Here is a 14,629-nt window from a genome sequence, read left to right as displayed (position 1 = left end):
GTAAGTCATGAAATCGCTGATCGCAACGTTCGCTGCTGCTGCCGTTCTCGCTGTTCCGGCCGTCTCGTTCGCCCAACAAAACGGCCCGGTCACGCGCGACCAGGTCAAGGCCGAACTGTCGGCGCTGCAACAGGCCGGCTACAAGCTCGGCGGCGACCGCACCAACTATCCGGAAGGCATCCTCGCCGCGGAAGCGCGCCTGCATCCGCAGCAGAACGTCGCTGCGGCCGACACGAGCGGCTACGGCGCGCAGCCGGCGGCCCAGCAGGAATCGGGCGCGCCGTCGGGCGCCCCGGCCGCAGGCTGGCCGAACGGGATCAAGCGCGTCGCCGACGGCGCGCCGGTCTACAAGGGTCATTGATCGACGCGGCCGCGAGGCCGTGATCGGCTGCCCGCCGGATTCGATCCCCCCGTCCCGGTTGTCTCCCGCAGCCCATCGTTCCACGATATGGAACGATGGGCTGTTCTCTTTTGTGGGGCGCGACTGGGCTGCGACGGCGCGCGCAGCGTCAGTGCAGCGGCCGCTTGCCGCGGCCGATCTCCTTGAACAGCTTGTCGGCGGGTTCCAGCGCCATCAGCCAGGTTTCGTCGTAGCCGCTCAGCGTGTCCAGCGCGTCGCGCAGCCGCTCGATCGCCGCGACGGGCAGCTCGACGCTGCGGCGTGTTCCGCCCGACAGGTGCGTGACGCTGGCCAGCTGAACGAGCGCATCCGCGGCTTCGGCGACATCGGCCGCGAACAGCAGGTGCCGGTTGAGCAGCTCGACCAGGCCGCTGGAACCGGCGAAATCCTCGGCGTCGAGCTGTACGGAAAGAAACGTCGCGTTGTTCATCGTCGGTCTCCTCGCCGGGACGGGGCGGGCAGGGCATCAGTGAGTATAGGTGGCGCATCGCGGACGGGCTTGCCCGCGCGCGGGACGACCTGGCGCACCGCGGGACCGATGCCGACCGGAGGCGCCTGACGCAGCCCCGATCGCCGCAAATGGTATCTTTGCCGGTTGGGACGACGCAAAACGGGCTCACGAACCCGCGCGCCGTTTCCGATTCGGAAACTGCCGGCCGCATCCGCGGTCGGATACTGGTTGGTCCGGCCGCTGCGCCGGACACCGTGCGACGCACGCCGGAGGGCGGTGGGCGGCGCATGAGGCAAATCCGGGAGGTACGCTTGAGAGAAAATAATCCCATCCACTTTTCCCCGCAACGCTGGCTGCCGCAACTGGCGCTGGCCGCGGCGGCCGTCGCGCTGACGGGCTGTACGATGACGCCGTGGACCGATACCTGGCAGCCGTACCGGCCGTCGACGTCGGCCGCGCCGGCGGGCAGCGTGATTGCGGGCTACTACCGCGTGAACCCGGGCGACACGCTCGCGGGCATCGCGGGCGCGTTCGGCCAGCGCGTGCAGGACGTGGCCAGCTGGAACCACATGGCGCCGACCGATACGGTCAGGCCCGGCCAGGTGCTGCGCGTCGCGCCGCCGCCCGCCACCACGTCGCTCACGCCGCCTGCGGCCGCGGCGGCGGCCCAGCCGGGCACGCTGGCGTGGCCCGCGACCGGCGTCGTGGTGGTGCCGTTCTCGGCCGGGAAGACGCGCGGAATCGTCATCGCCGCGTCAGGGCCCGACCGGACGGTGCGCGCCGCGGCGAACGGGCGGGTCGTCTATGCGGGGTCCGGCGTCAAGGCGTACGGTCCGCTCGTGATCCTGAAGCACGAAAGCGGCCTGATCACGGCCTACGGCCACAACGGCAAGCTGCTCGTCAACGAAGGCGACGCGGTGCGGACCGGCCAGCCGGTCGCCGAGATGGACACCGATGCGAGCGGGCGGGCGACGTTCGAATTCGAAGTCCGGCAAAACGGCAAGGTGGTCGATCCGATGGGCTTCCTGCCGAAGAACGGCGGCTGAGACCGGACTTGCCGGGGCGTGTGCGCCGCTGCGTGCGCATGCTCCGCCGCCGCTCATCCATCCTTCGCCCCCTGCGCTTCAGCGGCCGGTTTCGACCGGTTGCCGAGCCAGCGGATTGCCAGTGCGAGGGCGGCCGAGCCAAGCGCGATCAGCGTGCATTGCAGCGCGACGGGCAGATAGCCGTGCGGCCGCGGGTCGACGAACGGATACGGATACCAGTTTTCCCAGGCGCCGCGCAGCAGCGTGTACGCGAGGTAGACGAACGGAAAGCCGAGCCACGTCACCGCGCTCTGCCACGGGATCGGCGAGCGCGGCTCCACATACAGCCAGTCGCCGAGCACGACGAGCGGCACGATCCGGTGCAGCACCCAGTTGTTGAAGGCCGGCGTGATGTGCAGGAGCGCGTCGGGCCGCGCGAGCAGCAATTCGTAGACGATTGCGGTGATCAGCATGTACAGCACCGCCGCGCCGCGCATCGACTCGTAGCGCGCGGACCCGATGCGAGCCGCCCGCCGGAGCCCGGCGAACAGCATCGCGGCCGCGTACAGGCTGCTCAGCTGGGTGAAGTAGCTGAGGTAGTTGCCGACGTGAAACATCGGCATGTCCCAGCGGCCTGCAATGCCGTGCAGCGTCGTCGAAAGCGCGAGCAACGCGGCCGTCAGCCGGTAGGCTGCAATGAAGAACGCTTTGCTCATGGTGCTGCAGGACGACGACGCTAAAGACTCCATCGTGCCACAGTCGCATCCGCGTGGCGCACGATTCTGCACCCTCGTCGCGCGACGCCGGCGCGACCGAATCGTCGGATATTTGATCCTGCCCGTCGAATCGCGCCGCCCCTGCCGCTACAATCGCTGCAGCATGCCGTGCACCGGCCGGCCCACGGCAGCCGTCCCACCCCCGCATACGATACGAGACCGAGCATGAGAAACATCCTCGCGAGACAGGCGCGCTACAGCAGCCCCGCCATCTTCTTTCATTGGGTCATCTTCGTGCTCGTGGCGCTCGCCTATCTGGCGATCGAGATCCGCGGGCCGAAGGGCAGCGACAGCCGCGTGTTCTGGATGAACGTGCATCTGACCGCGGGGACGCTCGTGCTGGTGCTGTCGGCGTTGCGGATCGTCTGGCGGGCGGTCAGCCGCGTGCCGGCGCCGATGCAGCAGCCCGCGCTGCTGCAATGGCTCGCGCGGCTGACCCACGTCGCGCTGTACGCGTTCATCATCGCGCAGCCGTTGCTGGGCATCATGATGATCAACCTGGGCGGCAAGCCGGTCTCGCTCGACTGGCTCGGCATCTCGTTCACGCTGCTCGGGCCCGACAAGGCGCTGCGGCCGTCCATCAAGGATGCGCACGAGCTGATCGGCAACGCGTTCTATTTCGTGATCGGCCTGCATGCGCTGGCCGCGCTCTTCCATCACTTCTTCCTGCGGGACGGCTTGCTGAAGCGCATGGCGCCCTGATCCGCGGGCAGGTCCGCCGCACGACGCCCCGGGGGCGCATGGTTGCATCAACAACCATGCGCCCCCGGTTCGCTTGTGCATGCGCAGGCTGGCCATTGTGCTGAACATTCTGTAACATCCCGTCTGATTTACATTCCGCTTACCCGACGCCACGCATGCCGAACCGACATCGCACACTGACTGCCTGGCTGGGCATGCTCGCGATCTGGTTCGCGATCGTCGCGCCGCTGGTGTCGCAGTGGCGCATCGCCGACGCGTCGACACCCGACGCGGTCGTCTGCAGTGCAGAGCATGGCGGCCATCGCGCGTCCGGCGCAGGCAGTGCGCACCATGCGCTGCATCTCGATGCGTGCGGCTACTGCAGCTTCTTCACGCACAGCCCGGCGATCGGCGGCGTCTCCGCCGCGCCGGCGCATCTCTCCGTCATTTCCGCCACGTCCGCGGCCGCGCCTGTCGCCGTTGCCGCGAGCGTCGAACGCTATCCGCGCGCCTATCCACGCGCGCCGCCCGAGAACGCCTGACGCGTTTTCTTCCGTTCTCATTTTCTTGCCGCCATCCGTGCGATCCGTCGATCGCGTGGAGGGCGTTACTCGGGCTTTCGATCATGATTCACTTCCCCTTGCGCGCGCAATCGGCGCCGCGCAATGCCTCGCGCGTTACCCGCAATAGCGCTTCGCGGCGCCTGCCGCTGATGTTGAAACTCACGATGCCCGCGCTGGCCGCCAGCGCGATGACGGCTGCCTGCGCGGCAACCGGCGCCGCGCGCGCGGACGATGCGGGGCCGGCCGCGCAGGCCAGTGCAGCCGACCTGCTGCCGCCCGTCGAGGTCGTCGCGTCGCCGCTGAGGACGCCGCTCGTCGTCGTCACCAATCCGAAGACGCCGCGCCAGCCGCTGCCCGCCAGCGACGGCGCGGATTACCTGAAGACGATTCCGGGCTTCGCGTCGATCCGCAGCGGCGGCACGAACGGCGACGCGGTGCTGCGCGGCATGTTCGGCTCGCGGCTGAACATCCTCGCGGACGGGATGCCGACACTTGGCGCCTGTCCGGGCCGGATGGACGCGCCGACGTCGTACATCGCGCCGGAAAGCTACGACAAGCTCACCGTGGTGAAGGGGCCGCAGACGGTGCTGTACGGCCCCGGCGCATCGGCCGGCACGGTGCTGTTCGAGCGCACGACGCGGCGCTTCGACAAGCCCGGCATGCGTTTCGACGGCAGTCTCGTCGGCGGCTCGTTCGGGCGCAACGACCAGAACATCGACGTGACGGCCGGCACGCCGGACGTGTACGGCCGCGTGACCGCGAATCACGCGCATTCGGACGACTACAAGGACGGCAACGGCCGCACCGTGCCGTCGCAGTGGGACAAGTGGAACGCGGACGCGGCGCTCGGCTGGACGCCGGACGACCACACGCGCGTCGAGCTGACGGCCGGCGGGGGCGACGGCTATGCGCGCTACGCGGGGCGCGGGATGGACGGCGCGCATTTCCGCCGCGAGACGTTCGGCCTGTCGTTCGACAAGCAGCACATCGGCGACGTGCTCGACCGCATCGAGGCGCGCGTTTACTACAACGAAGCCGATCACGTGATGGACAACTACACGCTGCGGCAGCCCGACCCGACGAGCAGCATGCCGATGCGGATGGCGTCGGAAGTGCGGCGCCGCACGCTCGGCGCGCGGGCCGCGGCGACGTTCCGCTTCGGCGACGACTTCAAGCTCGTCACGGGCGTCGACGCGCAGTCGAACCGGCTCGATTCGCGCTCGGCCATGGGGCGGCAGAACTATGCGGACAAGCCGTGGAACGCGCAGACGACGATGTGGAACGCGGGCGCGTTCGGCGAGCTGACCTGGTACGCGAGCGACGCGTCGCGCGTGATCGGCGGCGCGCGCGTCGACTATGCGAGCGCACGCGACAAGCGGCCGACGACGGGCGGCATGATGGGCAAGCCGAATCCGACGTTCGACGACGACCGCTCGCGCGTGCTGCCGAGCGGCTTCATCCGCTACGAGCGGGATCTCGCGGCGCTGCCGGTCACGTGGTACGCGGGGATCGGCCATGCGGAGCGCTTTCCCGACTACTGGGAGCTGTTCTCCGCGAAGCGCGGTCCGGCCGGCGCGGTCAATGCGTTTTCGGCGGTCAAGCCCGAGAAGACCACGCAGCTCGACATCGGCGCGCAGTACCGGAGCGACCGGGTCGATGCGTGGGTGTCGGCGTACGCGGGCTACGTGCAGGACTTCATCCTGTTCAACTACGCGGCCGGCATGATGGGATCGACTACGCAGGCGACCAACGTCAATGCGCAGATCATGGGCGGCGAGGCGGGTGTCGCATGGCGGCCGGTCGCGCCGTTGCGCGTCGAGACGTCGCTCGCGTATGCGTGGGGGCGCAACGTGGCGACCGGCGATCCGCTGCCGCAGATGCCGCCGCTCGAAGCGCGTTTCGGCGTCGAGTACACGCGCGGCGCGTGGTCGGCGGGCGGCCTGTGGCGCGTCGTTGCATCGCAGCATCGCTACGCGCTCAACGAGGGCAACGTGGTGGGCAAGGACTTCGGTCCGAGCGCCGGGTTCGGCGTGCTGTCGCTGCATGCGCAATACAACGTGAGCAAGACCGTGCAGGTGTCGGTCGGCGTCGACAATGTGCTCAACAAGGCCTATACGGAGCACCTGAACCTCGCCGGCAACGCCGGCTTCGGCTACGCGGCCAACACGCCCGTGACCGAGCCGGGGCGCACTGCGTGGGTGCGCGTCAGCGCGAAGATGTGAACGGTGCGCATGCTGTGTGTGCAGCGCAGCATGCGCATCCGCGGGCGGCGGCCCGCCGGTTTCGGCCGCCCGCGTCAACCGACTAGAGAGCCGTGTCTAAAGGGGGCGCAAGCGTTCGGCAGCCGTGCTTAACTCCCGCATTCGACGCGCGGGCCGGACGAGGGCGCCTGTCGCGCCGAGACAATCTCTCTCGCACCAGCAGGATATAAACAGGAGAACAAGCATGGCCAGATCAATGCGTTCCAGGGTGGTGGCAGGGGCAGTGGCATGCGCGATGAGCGCCGCGCCGTTCGCGGGCATGACCGCGCTCGCGACGGTCGCGACGACGCGCGCGGCGGTGGCGGCAACCGCGCCGGCCGACGATTACGCGACGACGCGTTATCCGATCATTCTCGTGCACGGGCTGACGGGCACCGACAAGTACGCGGGCGTGGTCGATTACTTTTACGGCATCCAGGGCGACCTGCAGCAGCACGGCGCGACCGTGTACGTCGCGAACCTGTCCGGCTACCAGAGCGACGACGGCCCGAACGGGCGCGGCGAGCAGTTGCTCGCGCAAGTGAAGCAAGTGCTCGCGCAGACCGGCGCGGCCAAGGTCAACCTGATCGGCCACAGCCAGGGCGGCCTGTCGTCGCGCTATGTCGCCGCCGTCGCGCCGGAGCTGGTCGCATCGGTGACGACGATCGGCACGCCGCACCGCGGCTCGGAATTCGCGGATTTCGTGCAGGGCGTGCTCGCGTACGACCCGACCGGTCTTTCGTCGACGGTGATCGCGGCGTTCGTCAACGTGTTCGGGATGTTGACGAGCAGCACCCACAACACCAACCAGGATGCGCTCGCCGCGCTGCAGACGCTGACCACGGCGCGGGCCGCGACCTATAACCAGAACTTCCCGAGCGCGGGGCTCGGCGCGCCCGGCTCGTGCCAGAGCGGTGCGCCGACGGAGTCGGTCGGCGGCAACACGCACCTGCTGTACTCGTGGGCCGGCACCGCGATCCAGCCGACGTTTTCCGCGCTGGGCGTGACGGGCGCGAAGGATACGAGCACGATTCCGGTCGTCGATCCGGCGAATGTGCTCGACGCGTCGACGCTCGCGCTGCTCGGCAGCGGCACGGTGATGATCAATCGCGGCGCCGGCGAAAACGACGGCGTCGTGTCGAAATGCAGCGCGCTGTTCGGGCAGGTGCTGAGCACGAGCTACAAGTGGAACCACGTCGACGAGATCAACCAGCTGCTGGGCGTGCGCGGCGCGTATGCGGAGGACCCGGTCGCGGTGATTCGCACGCACGCGAACCGGCTGAAACTCGCAGGCGTGTAAGCGATGGCCGCACGTGACGATCGCGCGCCGCAGTGGCGACGCGCCGGAGCGGTGGCCGTCGTGGCGCTGGTCGTCGCGGGCGGCGCATGGATCGTGCGCGGTGCCGCGTCGCGTCACGACGCGGGGCCCGCACGCGCGCCGGCGCTGACGCTCGGCGGCGCGCCCGCGGCGCTGCCGCCGGACGCGGCGAGCGCGGGCCTGCCGTCGTCGCTGGCCGGCTCGAGCGCGCCGCGCTTGCCGCTCGAGGCGGGCGGCCATCTGGCGAAAGCGCGCGCGGTGCGCGATTTCTTCGACTATTGCCTGAGCGCGCAGAGCGACCTGAGCGCGACCGCGCTCGACGCGCTGGTCGCGCGCGAGATCGCCGCGCAGCTCGACGGCACCGTTGCACAGCCGGAAGCGCTCGACGTCTGGCACCGGTACCGCACGTACCTGGCCGAACTGGCGAAGCTGCCGGCCGCGGGCGCCGTCGCCGACAAGTCCGATATCGGCGCGCTGGAGCTCGCGCTCGACCAGCGCGCGTCGATCGCGCGGCGCACGCTTGGCGAGTGGAACGAACCGTTCTTCAGTGACGAGCAGTGGCGGCAGCGCTTCGATCTCGCGCGGCTGAAGATCGCGCAGGACCGCACGCTGACCGATGCGCAGAAGGCCGAGCGGCTTGCCGCGCTCGACCAGCAGCTGCCGCCCGGCGCACGCGCCGAACGGCAGCGCATCGCGCAGCAGCAGGCCGCGATCGCGCAGATCGCGCAGTTGCAGAAATCGGGCGCGACGCCGGACGCGATGCGCGCGCAATTGACCCAGTCGCTCGGCCCGGAGGTGGCGGAGCGCGCCGCGCGCATGCAGCAGGACGACGACGCGTGGCAGCGCCGTTACACCGACTATGCGGCGCAACGCGACCAGATCGCCGCATTGGGGCTGCCGTCGCAGGAGCGCGACGCGCAGATCGCGGCGCTGCGTCAGCGGCTGTTCACGAAACCGGGCGACGCGCTGCGCGCGGCGTCGCTCGATCGCGGCGCGGCGGCCCCGCGGTAACCGCGACGCGCGTGGCCTGAACCGGCGTTACGCTGCGCGCGTCGCCTGTCGCGGCAGGTGGCGTTCGATCGTCGTCGCGAGGGTGTCGAACGCGGGGCCGATGCTCTCGTGCGCGACGCATGCATAGCCGAGCAGCAGGCCCGGTCGCGCGGCGTCCGCGCTGCTGTAGTAGCTCGTCAGCGGCCGGACGATCACGCCGGCGTCGAACGCGCTCTGCGTGACCGCGCGATCGTCGCAGGCATCGGGCAGGCCGAGCACGAGATGCAGGCCCGCCTCGTCGCCCATCACCGGCAGCGCGTCGCCGAAGCGGGCATGGATCGCGTCGATCAGCAGTTGCCGGCGCTCGCCGTACAGCGTGCGCATGCGCCGCACATGCGAGGTCAGGTAGCCGTCCATGATGAATTCGGCGAGCACGGCCTGCTGCATCAGCTGGCCTTCGCGATACAGTTCCGACAGCCCGGTGCGGAACGTGTCGACCAGATGCTCCGGCACGACCATGTAGCCCATCCGCAAGCCCGGGAACAGCATCTTGCCGAGACTGCCGACGTAGATCACGCGGCCGCCGTCGTCGAGCCCCTGCAGCGACGCGAGCGGCCGGCTGCCGTAGCGGAACTCGCTGTCGTAGTCGTCCTCGATGATCCAGCAACGGTGCTGCCGCGCGTATTCGAGCAGCATCCGGCGCCGCGCGAGGCTCATCACCATCCCGAGTGGATATTGATGCGACGGCGTGACGAGCACGAGCCGCGGCGGATGCTGCAGGTCGCTCCCGCGCGGATCGAGCCCTTCCTGGTCGACCGGCACCGGCGTGAGCGTCAGTCCGGCAGCCTGCAGCACGCTGCGCACGCCCCAGTAGCACGGCTCTTCCACCCACGCACGATCGCCGATGTCGGACAAGAGGCGCACCGCGAGATCGATCGACTGGTGGATCCCCGTCGTGATGATCAGCTGGTCCGGCGAGCATTTCACCGAGCGCGCGACGCGCAGGTAGTCGGCGAGCGCGCGCCGCAGCGGCCGGTAGCCGCCGCCCGGCGCGTAGGTCAGCAGCTCCGGGTTCGCTTCCTTCCACAGCCGCGCCTGCAGGCGGCTCCATGTGCGGCTCGGAAATTCCGCTACGTCCGGCACGCCCGGCATGAACGCGCCCCACTGGCGGCGCGACACGCCCGCATGTTCGATCAGCTGCCGGCCGCGCATCGACAGGCCGCCCTGCGCGTCGTCCCGCTGCGCCGCTCCATCGGCGGCGGAAGGTGACGGCGGCGGACTGCCCGGCGCCAGCATCGCCGCGGCGTCCGGGCGCGTGTCGGCGACATAGGTGCCGCTGCCGGTGGTCGTCAGCACGTAGCCTTCGGCCGTCAGCTGGTCGTACACGTGCAGCACGGTATTGCGCGCGATCGACAGGTCGGCGGCGAGCGTCCGTGAGCTCGGCAGCTTGGTTCCTGGCCCCAATTCCCCGGTGAGGATGGCCTGCTGCATCAGCTGCAGCAACTGACGGTACATCGGCTCGGACGAGCCGCGGTCGAGGCGCGCGGAGAGCCAGTCGGCAAGGATCACGGTATCCAAAGTGGTCCTACTAGGAATATTGAAATGGTTCCCTAGTATAGAACCGTGCCAGCCGTATAGTCGTCTGCATCTCAATAAATGCGTGTCGCGTTGCAAGGGGACAGCCACCATGAAGACCGATGAAGTGATCGTCAGCTTTCGCGGCGTGCGGAAGACCTACGACGGCGAGACGCTCGTCGTCAAATCGCTCGACCTGGACATCCGCCGCGGGGAATTCCTGACGCTGCTCGGGCCGTCCGGCTCCGGCAAGACGACCTGCCTGATGATGCTGGCCGGCTTCGAGTTTCCGACCGGCGGCGAGATCCGCCTCGAAGGCGAGCTGCTGAACAACGTGCCGCCGCACAAGCGCAACATCGGCATGGTGTTCCAGAACTACGCGCTGTTCCCGCACCTGACGGTCGAGCAGAACGTCGCGTATCCGCTGACGGTGCGCAAGTTGCCGGCCGGCGAGCGCGCCGAGCGCGTCGCGCATGCGCTGAAGATGGTGCAGATGGAGCGCTTCGCGAAGCGCTACCCGGCGCAGCTGTCGGGCGGCCAGCAGCAGCGCATCGCGCTGGCCCGCGCGCTCGTGTTCGAGCCGAAGCTCGTGCTGATGGACGAGCCCCTCGGCGCACTCGACAAGCAGCTGCGCGAACACATGCAGTACGAACTGAAGGCGCTGCACGAAAAGCTTGGCGTGACCTTCGTGTACGTGACGCACGACCAGGGCGAGGCGCTGACGATGTCGGACCGCGTCGCCGTGTTCGACAAGGGCATCGTGCAGCAGCTCGACACCGTCGACCGCCTGTACGAATCGCCGTGCAACGAATTCGTCGCGAACTTCATCGGCGACAGCAACCGGCTGCGCGGCACCGTCGCGCGCGTCGACGGCGAGTTCTGCGAGTTCCGGCTCGGCGACGGCACGAAGCTCGTCGGCCGCAACATCGGCAACGCGGAAGCGGGCGCCCCTGCGGTCGCATGCATCCGCCCCGAGCGCATGAGCCTCGCGCTGCGGCACGGCAACGGCCACGCGAACGATGCTGCCGCAAACCTGCTGGCGGGCGAGGCCCGCAGCCTCATCTATTTCGGCGATCACGTGCGCATGCGCTGCGCGGTGCCGGGGCAGGACGAATGCTTCGTCAAGGTGCCGCTCGGCACCGGCGCGCTCGATGCGTTCTCGCCCGGCGCGCCGGTCGGGCTGGCGTTCGCGCCCGAGCACCTGCGCATATTCGCTTGAACACGGCTTCACGGTTTTCTGCAGCACGTCGTCCATAACAACGGCGCACTTCCACCACGAGAGGAACCATCATGAATCGAGCAAGCTTTACCGCGCGCCGCACCGCATTCGCGCTGGCGCTGGCCGTGTTCGGCGCATCCGCGTCGGCGGCGGAGATCACGGTCGTCAACTTCGGCGGCGCGAACGGCGATGCGCAGAAGGTCGCGTTCAACCAGCCGTTCGAGAAGTCGACCGGCAACAAGGTCACGGCCGTCGAATACAACGGCGAGCAGGCCAAGGTGAAGGCGATGGTCGAGGCGAAGCACGTCAACTGGGACGTGGTCGAGGTCGAATCGGGCGACCTGAACCGCGGCTGCGACGAAGGGCTGTACGAGAAGCTCGACTGGTCGAAGATCGCGAAGAAATCCGACCTGATTCCGGAATCGACGCAAACCTGCGGCGTCGGCTTCTTCGTGTGGTCGACCACGCTCGCGTACAACGCGGACAAGCTGAAGGCCGCGCCGGCCGGCTGGGCCGATTTCTGGGACGTGAAGAAATTCCCGGGCAAGCGCGGGATGCGCAAGGGCGCGCGCTACAACCTCGAGTTCGCGCTGATGGCCGACGGCGTCGCGCCGAAGGACGTCTACAAGGTGCTCGGCACGAAGGCCGGCCAGGACCGCGCGTTCAAGAAGCTCGACGAGCTGAAGCCGTACATCCAGTGGTGGGAAGCGGGCGCGCAGCCGCCGCAGTTCCTGGTCGCCGGCGACGTCGTGATGTCGACCGCGTACAACGGCCGCATCAGCGCCGCGCAGAAGGAAGGCAAGAACCTGAAGGTGGTCTGGAACGGCAGCATCTACGATCTGGACTACTGGGCGATTCCGAAGGGCACGCCGAACAAGGCGCTTGCGGAGAAGTACATCGCGTACACGCTGTCGACGAAGCCGCAGCAGGATTACGCGCAGCACATCTCGTACGGCCCGGCGAGCGTCGCCGCGATCAAGTCGCTCGACGCGAAGACGCTCGCGAACCTGCCGAACTCGCCGACCAACGGCAAGAACGCGGTGCTGCAGGACATCGGCTTCTGGACCGACCACAGCGACGAGCTCGAGCAGCGCTTCGCCGCGTGGGCATCGAAGTAAGCGCGTCGCAGTCCTGACGCAACCGGCCGCGCGACGTGCACGCGTCGCGGCGCTTCGCGCGGCATGCCGCCGGACTCCGGTCCGGTCGGAGAGACCCGTTGAATACGATGACGATCGCTACTTCCTCGTCGACGCAGTCGACTGCCACGCTGAAACGCGAGCTGAAGGCCGCCGAGGCCAGGAAGCGCGCGATGGCGCTGCTGCTGGTCGCGCCGCTCGCGATCTTCCTGCTGCTGATCTTCGTCGTGCCGATCGGCGCGCTGCTGACGCGCGCGGTGCAGAACCCGGAGATCGCGACCGCGCTGCCGAAGACGGTCGCCGCGCTGTCCGGCTGGGACCGCAGGACGCCGCCTGCCGACGCCGCGTACGCGGCGCTCGCCGCCGACATGACGCGGGTCGCCGACAGCGAGGCGATGGGCGCGCTCGCGCGGCGCCTGAACACCGAGATTCCCGGCTACCGGTCGCTCGTCGCGAAGACGGCGCGCGCGATGCCGCTCAAGGGCGATAACGGCGAAGCACTCACGCCCGCGCAGCAGCGCGGCAAGCTCGTCGAGCTCGATGCGCGCTGGGGCGACCCTGCGTACTGGCAGGCGATCGCGAAGAACGGCGGCACGTACTCGCCGTTCTACCTGCTCGCATCGCTCGATCACAAGCAGGACGGTTTCGGCCACGTCGTGCCCGCCGATCCGGACCAGTCGATCTACCTGGCGATCTTCGGCCGCACGCTCTTGATCGGCGTCGCGGTCACGCTGTTCACGCTGCTGCTCGGCTATCCGCTCGCGTACTGGATCTCGACGCTGTCGGAGCGGCGCGCGAACCTCGTGATGATCCTCGTGCTGATCCCGTTCTGGACCTCGGTGCTGGTGCGCGTCGCCGCGTGGATCGTGCTGCTGCAGAGCGAAGGGCTCGTCAACAAGGCGCTGATCGGCAGCGGGCTGATCTCGCATCCGCTCGCGCTGCTGTTCAACCGGGTCGGCGTGTACATCTCGATGACGCACATCCTGCTGCCGTTCATGATCCTGCCGCTCTTCAGCGTGATGAAGTCGATCCCGCCGACCTACCAGCGCGCGGCCGTGTCGCTCGGCAGCCACCCGTTCGCGGCGTTCTGGCGCGTGTACGTGCCGCAGACCTACCCGGGCGTCGGCGCGGGCGCGCTGCTGGTGTTCATCCTCGCGATCGGCTACTACATCACGCCGGCGCTGCTCGGCGGGCCGAACGACCAGATGGTCAGCTACTACGTCGCGTACTTCACGAACGTGACGATCAACTGGGGCATGGCGTGTGCGCTCGGCGGGCTGCTGCTCGCGGCGACGCTCGTGCTGTACGCGGTCTACGGCCGCTTCACCCGCTCGAACGTGAGCCTCGGCTGAGCCGCGGGAAACAGGGAAGGGGATTCGATCATGAAACTGCTCGCCAGGCCGCTGTTCGCGCCGCACATGTCGTTCGTCGAGCGCGCGTGGTACGTCGCATTGCGCGTGCTCGTCGTGCTGACGCTGCTGTACCTGATCCTGCCGGTGCTCGCGATCGTGCCGCTGTCGTTTTCGTCGAGCACGTTCCTCGTCTATCCGATCCCGGGCTTCTCGACGCGCTGGTACGAGAACCTGATCGCGTCCGACGAGTGGCGCATGGCGGCGAAGAACAGCTTCATCGTCGCGCCGTCGGCCACCGTCGTCGCGACCGTGCTCGGCACGCTCGCCGCGATCGGGCTCACGAAGGCCGACTTCCGCGGCAAGGGGCTGCTGATGGCGGTGCTGCTGTCGCCGATGATCGTGCCGGTCGTCGTGGTCGGCGTCGGCATGTACCTGTTCTTCGCGCCGCTCGGCCTCGCCAACACCTATACCGGGCTGATCTGCGCGCACGCGGCGCTCGGCGTGCCGTTCGTCGTCACGACGGTGGCCGCGACGCTGCAGGGCTTCAACCACAACCTCGTGCGCGCGAGCCTGTCGCTCGGCGCGAATCCGGTCACGACGTTCTTTCGCGTCACGCTGCCGGTCATCGCGCCGGGCGTGATGTCGGGCGCGCTGTTCGCGTTCGCGACGTCGTTCGACGAAGTGGTCGTCACGCTGTTTCTCGCCGGCGCCGACCAGACCACGCTGCCGCGCCAGATGTTCACCGGCATCCGCGAGAACATCAGCCCGACGATCGCCGCGCTCGCGACGATCCTGATCATCTTCTCGACGAGCCTGCTGCTCGCGCTCGAATGGCTGCGCGGGCGCAATGCGCGGCGGGCGGTTGCGTGACGAGGTGACGAACCGGGGGCGCGCCAGCTTTCG

At 68.8% G+C, this 14,629-nt stretch carries 14 protein-coding genes; 11 read left to right on the top strand and 3 right to left on the bottom strand.

Translation table 11 applies throughout. The annotated features are described in order from the left end of the window. The first annotated feature begins 7 nt into the window (after positions 1-7). Entirely contained in the window at positions 8-361 is a 354-nt protein-coding gene (locus tag ACFIMZ_RS30070) for a DUF4148 domain-containing protein (protein WP_431823094.1), read from the top strand. A gap of 148 nt (positions 362-509) precedes the next feature. Here ACFIMZ_RS30070 and ACFIMZ_RS30065 read toward each other — a convergent pair whose 3' ends face one another. After that, entirely contained in the window at positions 510-830 is a 321-nt protein-coding gene (locus tag ACFIMZ_RS30065; protein ID WP_431823093.1) for a hypothetical protein, read from the bottom strand. A 332-nt stretch (positions 831-1,162) separates the two neighbouring features. Between ACFIMZ_RS30065 and ACFIMZ_RS30060 the strand changes: the two genes are divergently transcribed. Further along, positions 1,163-1,897, top strand: coding sequence for a peptidoglycan DD-metalloendopeptidase family protein (locus ACFIMZ_RS30060; protein ID WP_431823092.1), 735 nt, complete (start codon positions 1,163-1,165; stop codon positions 1,895-1,897). A 53-nt stretch (positions 1,898-1,950) separates the two neighbouring features. Here the strand turns inward: ACFIMZ_RS30060 and ACFIMZ_RS30055 are convergent, their stop codons facing one another. After that, positions 1,951-2,592 carry a Pr6Pr family membrane protein gene (locus tag ACFIMZ_RS30055; protein WP_431823091.1) on the bottom strand — a complete coding sequence of 214 codons (642 nt, stop codon included), beginning with the start codon at positions 2,590-2,592 and terminating at the stop codon, positions 1,951-1,953. 225 nt (positions 2,593-2,817) lie between these two features. Between ACFIMZ_RS30055 and ACFIMZ_RS30050 the strand changes: the two genes are divergently transcribed. The 5 genes from ACFIMZ_RS30050 (at position 2,818) to ACFIMZ_RS30030 (ending at position 8,465) form a co-directional block, all read left to right on the top strand. Further along, positions 2,818-3,354 carry a cytochrome b gene (locus ACFIMZ_RS30050; RefSeq protein ID WP_431823090.1) on the top strand — a complete coding sequence of 179 codons (537 nt, stop codon included), beginning with the start codon at positions 2,818-2,820 and terminating at the stop codon, positions 3,352-3,354. A gap of 155 nt (positions 3,355-3,509) precedes the next feature. Continuing rightward, positions 3,510-3,875, top strand: a complete 366-nt coding sequence (locus ACFIMZ_RS30045) for a DUF2946 domain-containing protein (protein WP_431823089.1) — start codon at positions 3,510-3,512, stop codon at positions 3,873-3,875. 83 nt (positions 3,876-3,958) lie between these two features. After that, a complete protein-coding gene (locus ACFIMZ_RS30040; RefSeq protein ID WP_431823088.1) occupies positions 3,959-6,118 on the top strand; it encodes a TonB-dependent copper receptor in 2,160 nt (719 codons plus the stop codon). A gap of 223 nt (positions 6,119-6,341) precedes the next feature. Continuing rightward, positions 6,342-7,436 (top strand): triacylglycerol lipase, encoded by a 1,095-nt coding sequence (locus tag ACFIMZ_RS30035; RefSeq protein WP_431823087.1) that lies wholly within the window; start codon positions 6,342-6,344, stop codon positions 7,434-7,436. Positions 7,437-7,439: 3 nt separating this feature from the next. Then, positions 7,440-8,465: a lipase secretion chaperone gene (locus ACFIMZ_RS30030; RefSeq protein WP_431823086.1), complete on the top strand. Its 1,026-nt coding sequence runs from the start codon at positions 7,440-7,442 to the stop codon at positions 8,463-8,465. Between the two features lie 27 nt (positions 8,466-8,492). Here ACFIMZ_RS30030 and ACFIMZ_RS30025 read toward each other — a convergent pair whose 3' ends face one another. Continuing rightward, entirely contained in the window at positions 8,493-10,022 is a 1,530-nt protein-coding gene (locus ACFIMZ_RS30025; protein ID WP_431823085.1) for a PLP-dependent aminotransferase family protein, read from the bottom strand. A gap of 109 nt (positions 10,023-10,131) precedes the next feature. On the opposite strand from ACFIMZ_RS30025, the gene ACFIMZ_RS30020 reads away from it, so the two are divergent. From ACFIMZ_RS30020 to ACFIMZ_RS30005, 4 genes are all read left to right on the top strand, one after another. Then, positions 10,132-11,238: an ABC transporter ATP-binding protein gene (locus ACFIMZ_RS30020; RefSeq protein WP_431823084.1), complete on the top strand. Its 1,107-nt coding sequence runs from the start codon at positions 10,132-10,134 to the stop codon at positions 11,236-11,238. 71 nt (positions 11,239-11,309) lie between these two features. Continuing rightward, positions 11,310-12,356, top strand: coding sequence for an ABC transporter substrate-binding protein (locus ACFIMZ_RS30015; protein WP_431823083.1), 1,047 nt, complete (start codon positions 11,310-11,312; stop codon positions 12,354-12,356). A gap of 98 nt (positions 12,357-12,454) precedes the next feature. Beyond that, the gene (locus ACFIMZ_RS30010) at positions 12,455-13,726 is read left to right on the top strand and encodes an ABC transporter permease (RefSeq protein ID WP_431823082.1); all 1,272 of its coding nucleotides are present in this window, start codon (positions 12,455-12,457) and stop codon (positions 13,724-13,726) included. A 30-nt stretch (positions 13,727-13,756) separates the two neighbouring features. Beyond that, a complete protein-coding gene (locus tag ACFIMZ_RS30005) occupies positions 13,757-14,596 on the top strand; it encodes an ABC transporter permease (protein ID WP_045564617.1) in 840 nt (279 codons plus the stop codon). Positions 14,597-14,629: the final 33 nt, after the last annotated feature.

It is taken from the genome of Burkholderia sp. F1 (genome assembly GCF_050813845.1).
Taxonomy (GTDB): domain Bacteria; phylum Pseudomonadota; class Gammaproteobacteria; order Burkholderiales; family Burkholderiaceae; genus Burkholderia; species Burkholderia ubonensis.
Note: the sequence above shows the minus strand (reverse complement) of the source record. Positions and strands in the feature narration are given on the sequence as shown.

Excerpts from the sequence above, each read along its gene's own strand:
- ACFIMZ_RS30070 (WP_431823094.1), top strand. The coding sequence starts at position 8 with ATGAAATCGCTGATCGCAACGTTCGCTGCTGCTGCCGTTCTCGCTGTT.
- ACFIMZ_RS30065 (WP_431823093.1), bottom strand. The coding sequence starts at position 830 with ATGAACAACGCGACGTTTCTTTCCGTACAGCTCGACGCCGAGGATTTC.
- ACFIMZ_RS30055 (WP_431823091.1), bottom strand. The coding sequence starts at position 2,592 with ATGAGCAAAGCGTTCTTCATTGCAGCCTACCGGCTGACGGCCGCGTTG.
- ACFIMZ_RS30050 (WP_431823090.1), top strand. The coding sequence starts at position 2,818 with ATGAGAAACATCCTCGCGAGACAGGCGCGCTACAGCAGCCCCGCCATC.
- ACFIMZ_RS30045 (WP_431823089.1), top strand. The coding sequence starts at position 3,510 with ATGCCGAACCGACATCGCACACTGACTGCCTGGCTGGGCATGCTCGCG.
- ACFIMZ_RS30040 (WP_431823088.1), top strand. The coding sequence starts at position 3,959 with ATGATTCACTTCCCCTTGCGCGCGCAATCGGCGCCGCGCAATGCCTCG.
- ACFIMZ_RS30035 (WP_431823087.1), top strand. The coding sequence starts at position 6,342 with ATGGCCAGATCAATGCGTTCCAGGGTGGTGGCAGGGGCAGTGGCATGC.
- ACFIMZ_RS30030 (WP_431823086.1), top strand. The coding sequence starts at position 7,440 with ATGGCCGCACGTGACGATCGCGCGCCGCAGTGGCGACGCGCCGGAGCG.
- ACFIMZ_RS30020 (WP_431823084.1), top strand. The coding sequence starts at position 10,132 with ATGAAGACCGATGAAGTGATCGTCAGCTTTCGCGGCGTGCGGAAGACC.
- ACFIMZ_RS30015 (WP_431823083.1), top strand. The coding sequence starts at position 11,310 with ATGAATCGAGCAAGCTTTACCGCGCGCCGCACCGCATTCGCGCTGGCG.
- ACFIMZ_RS30005 (WP_045564617.1), top strand. The coding sequence starts at position 13,757 with ATGAAACTGCTCGCCAGGCCGCTGTTCGCGCCGCACATGTCGTTCGTC.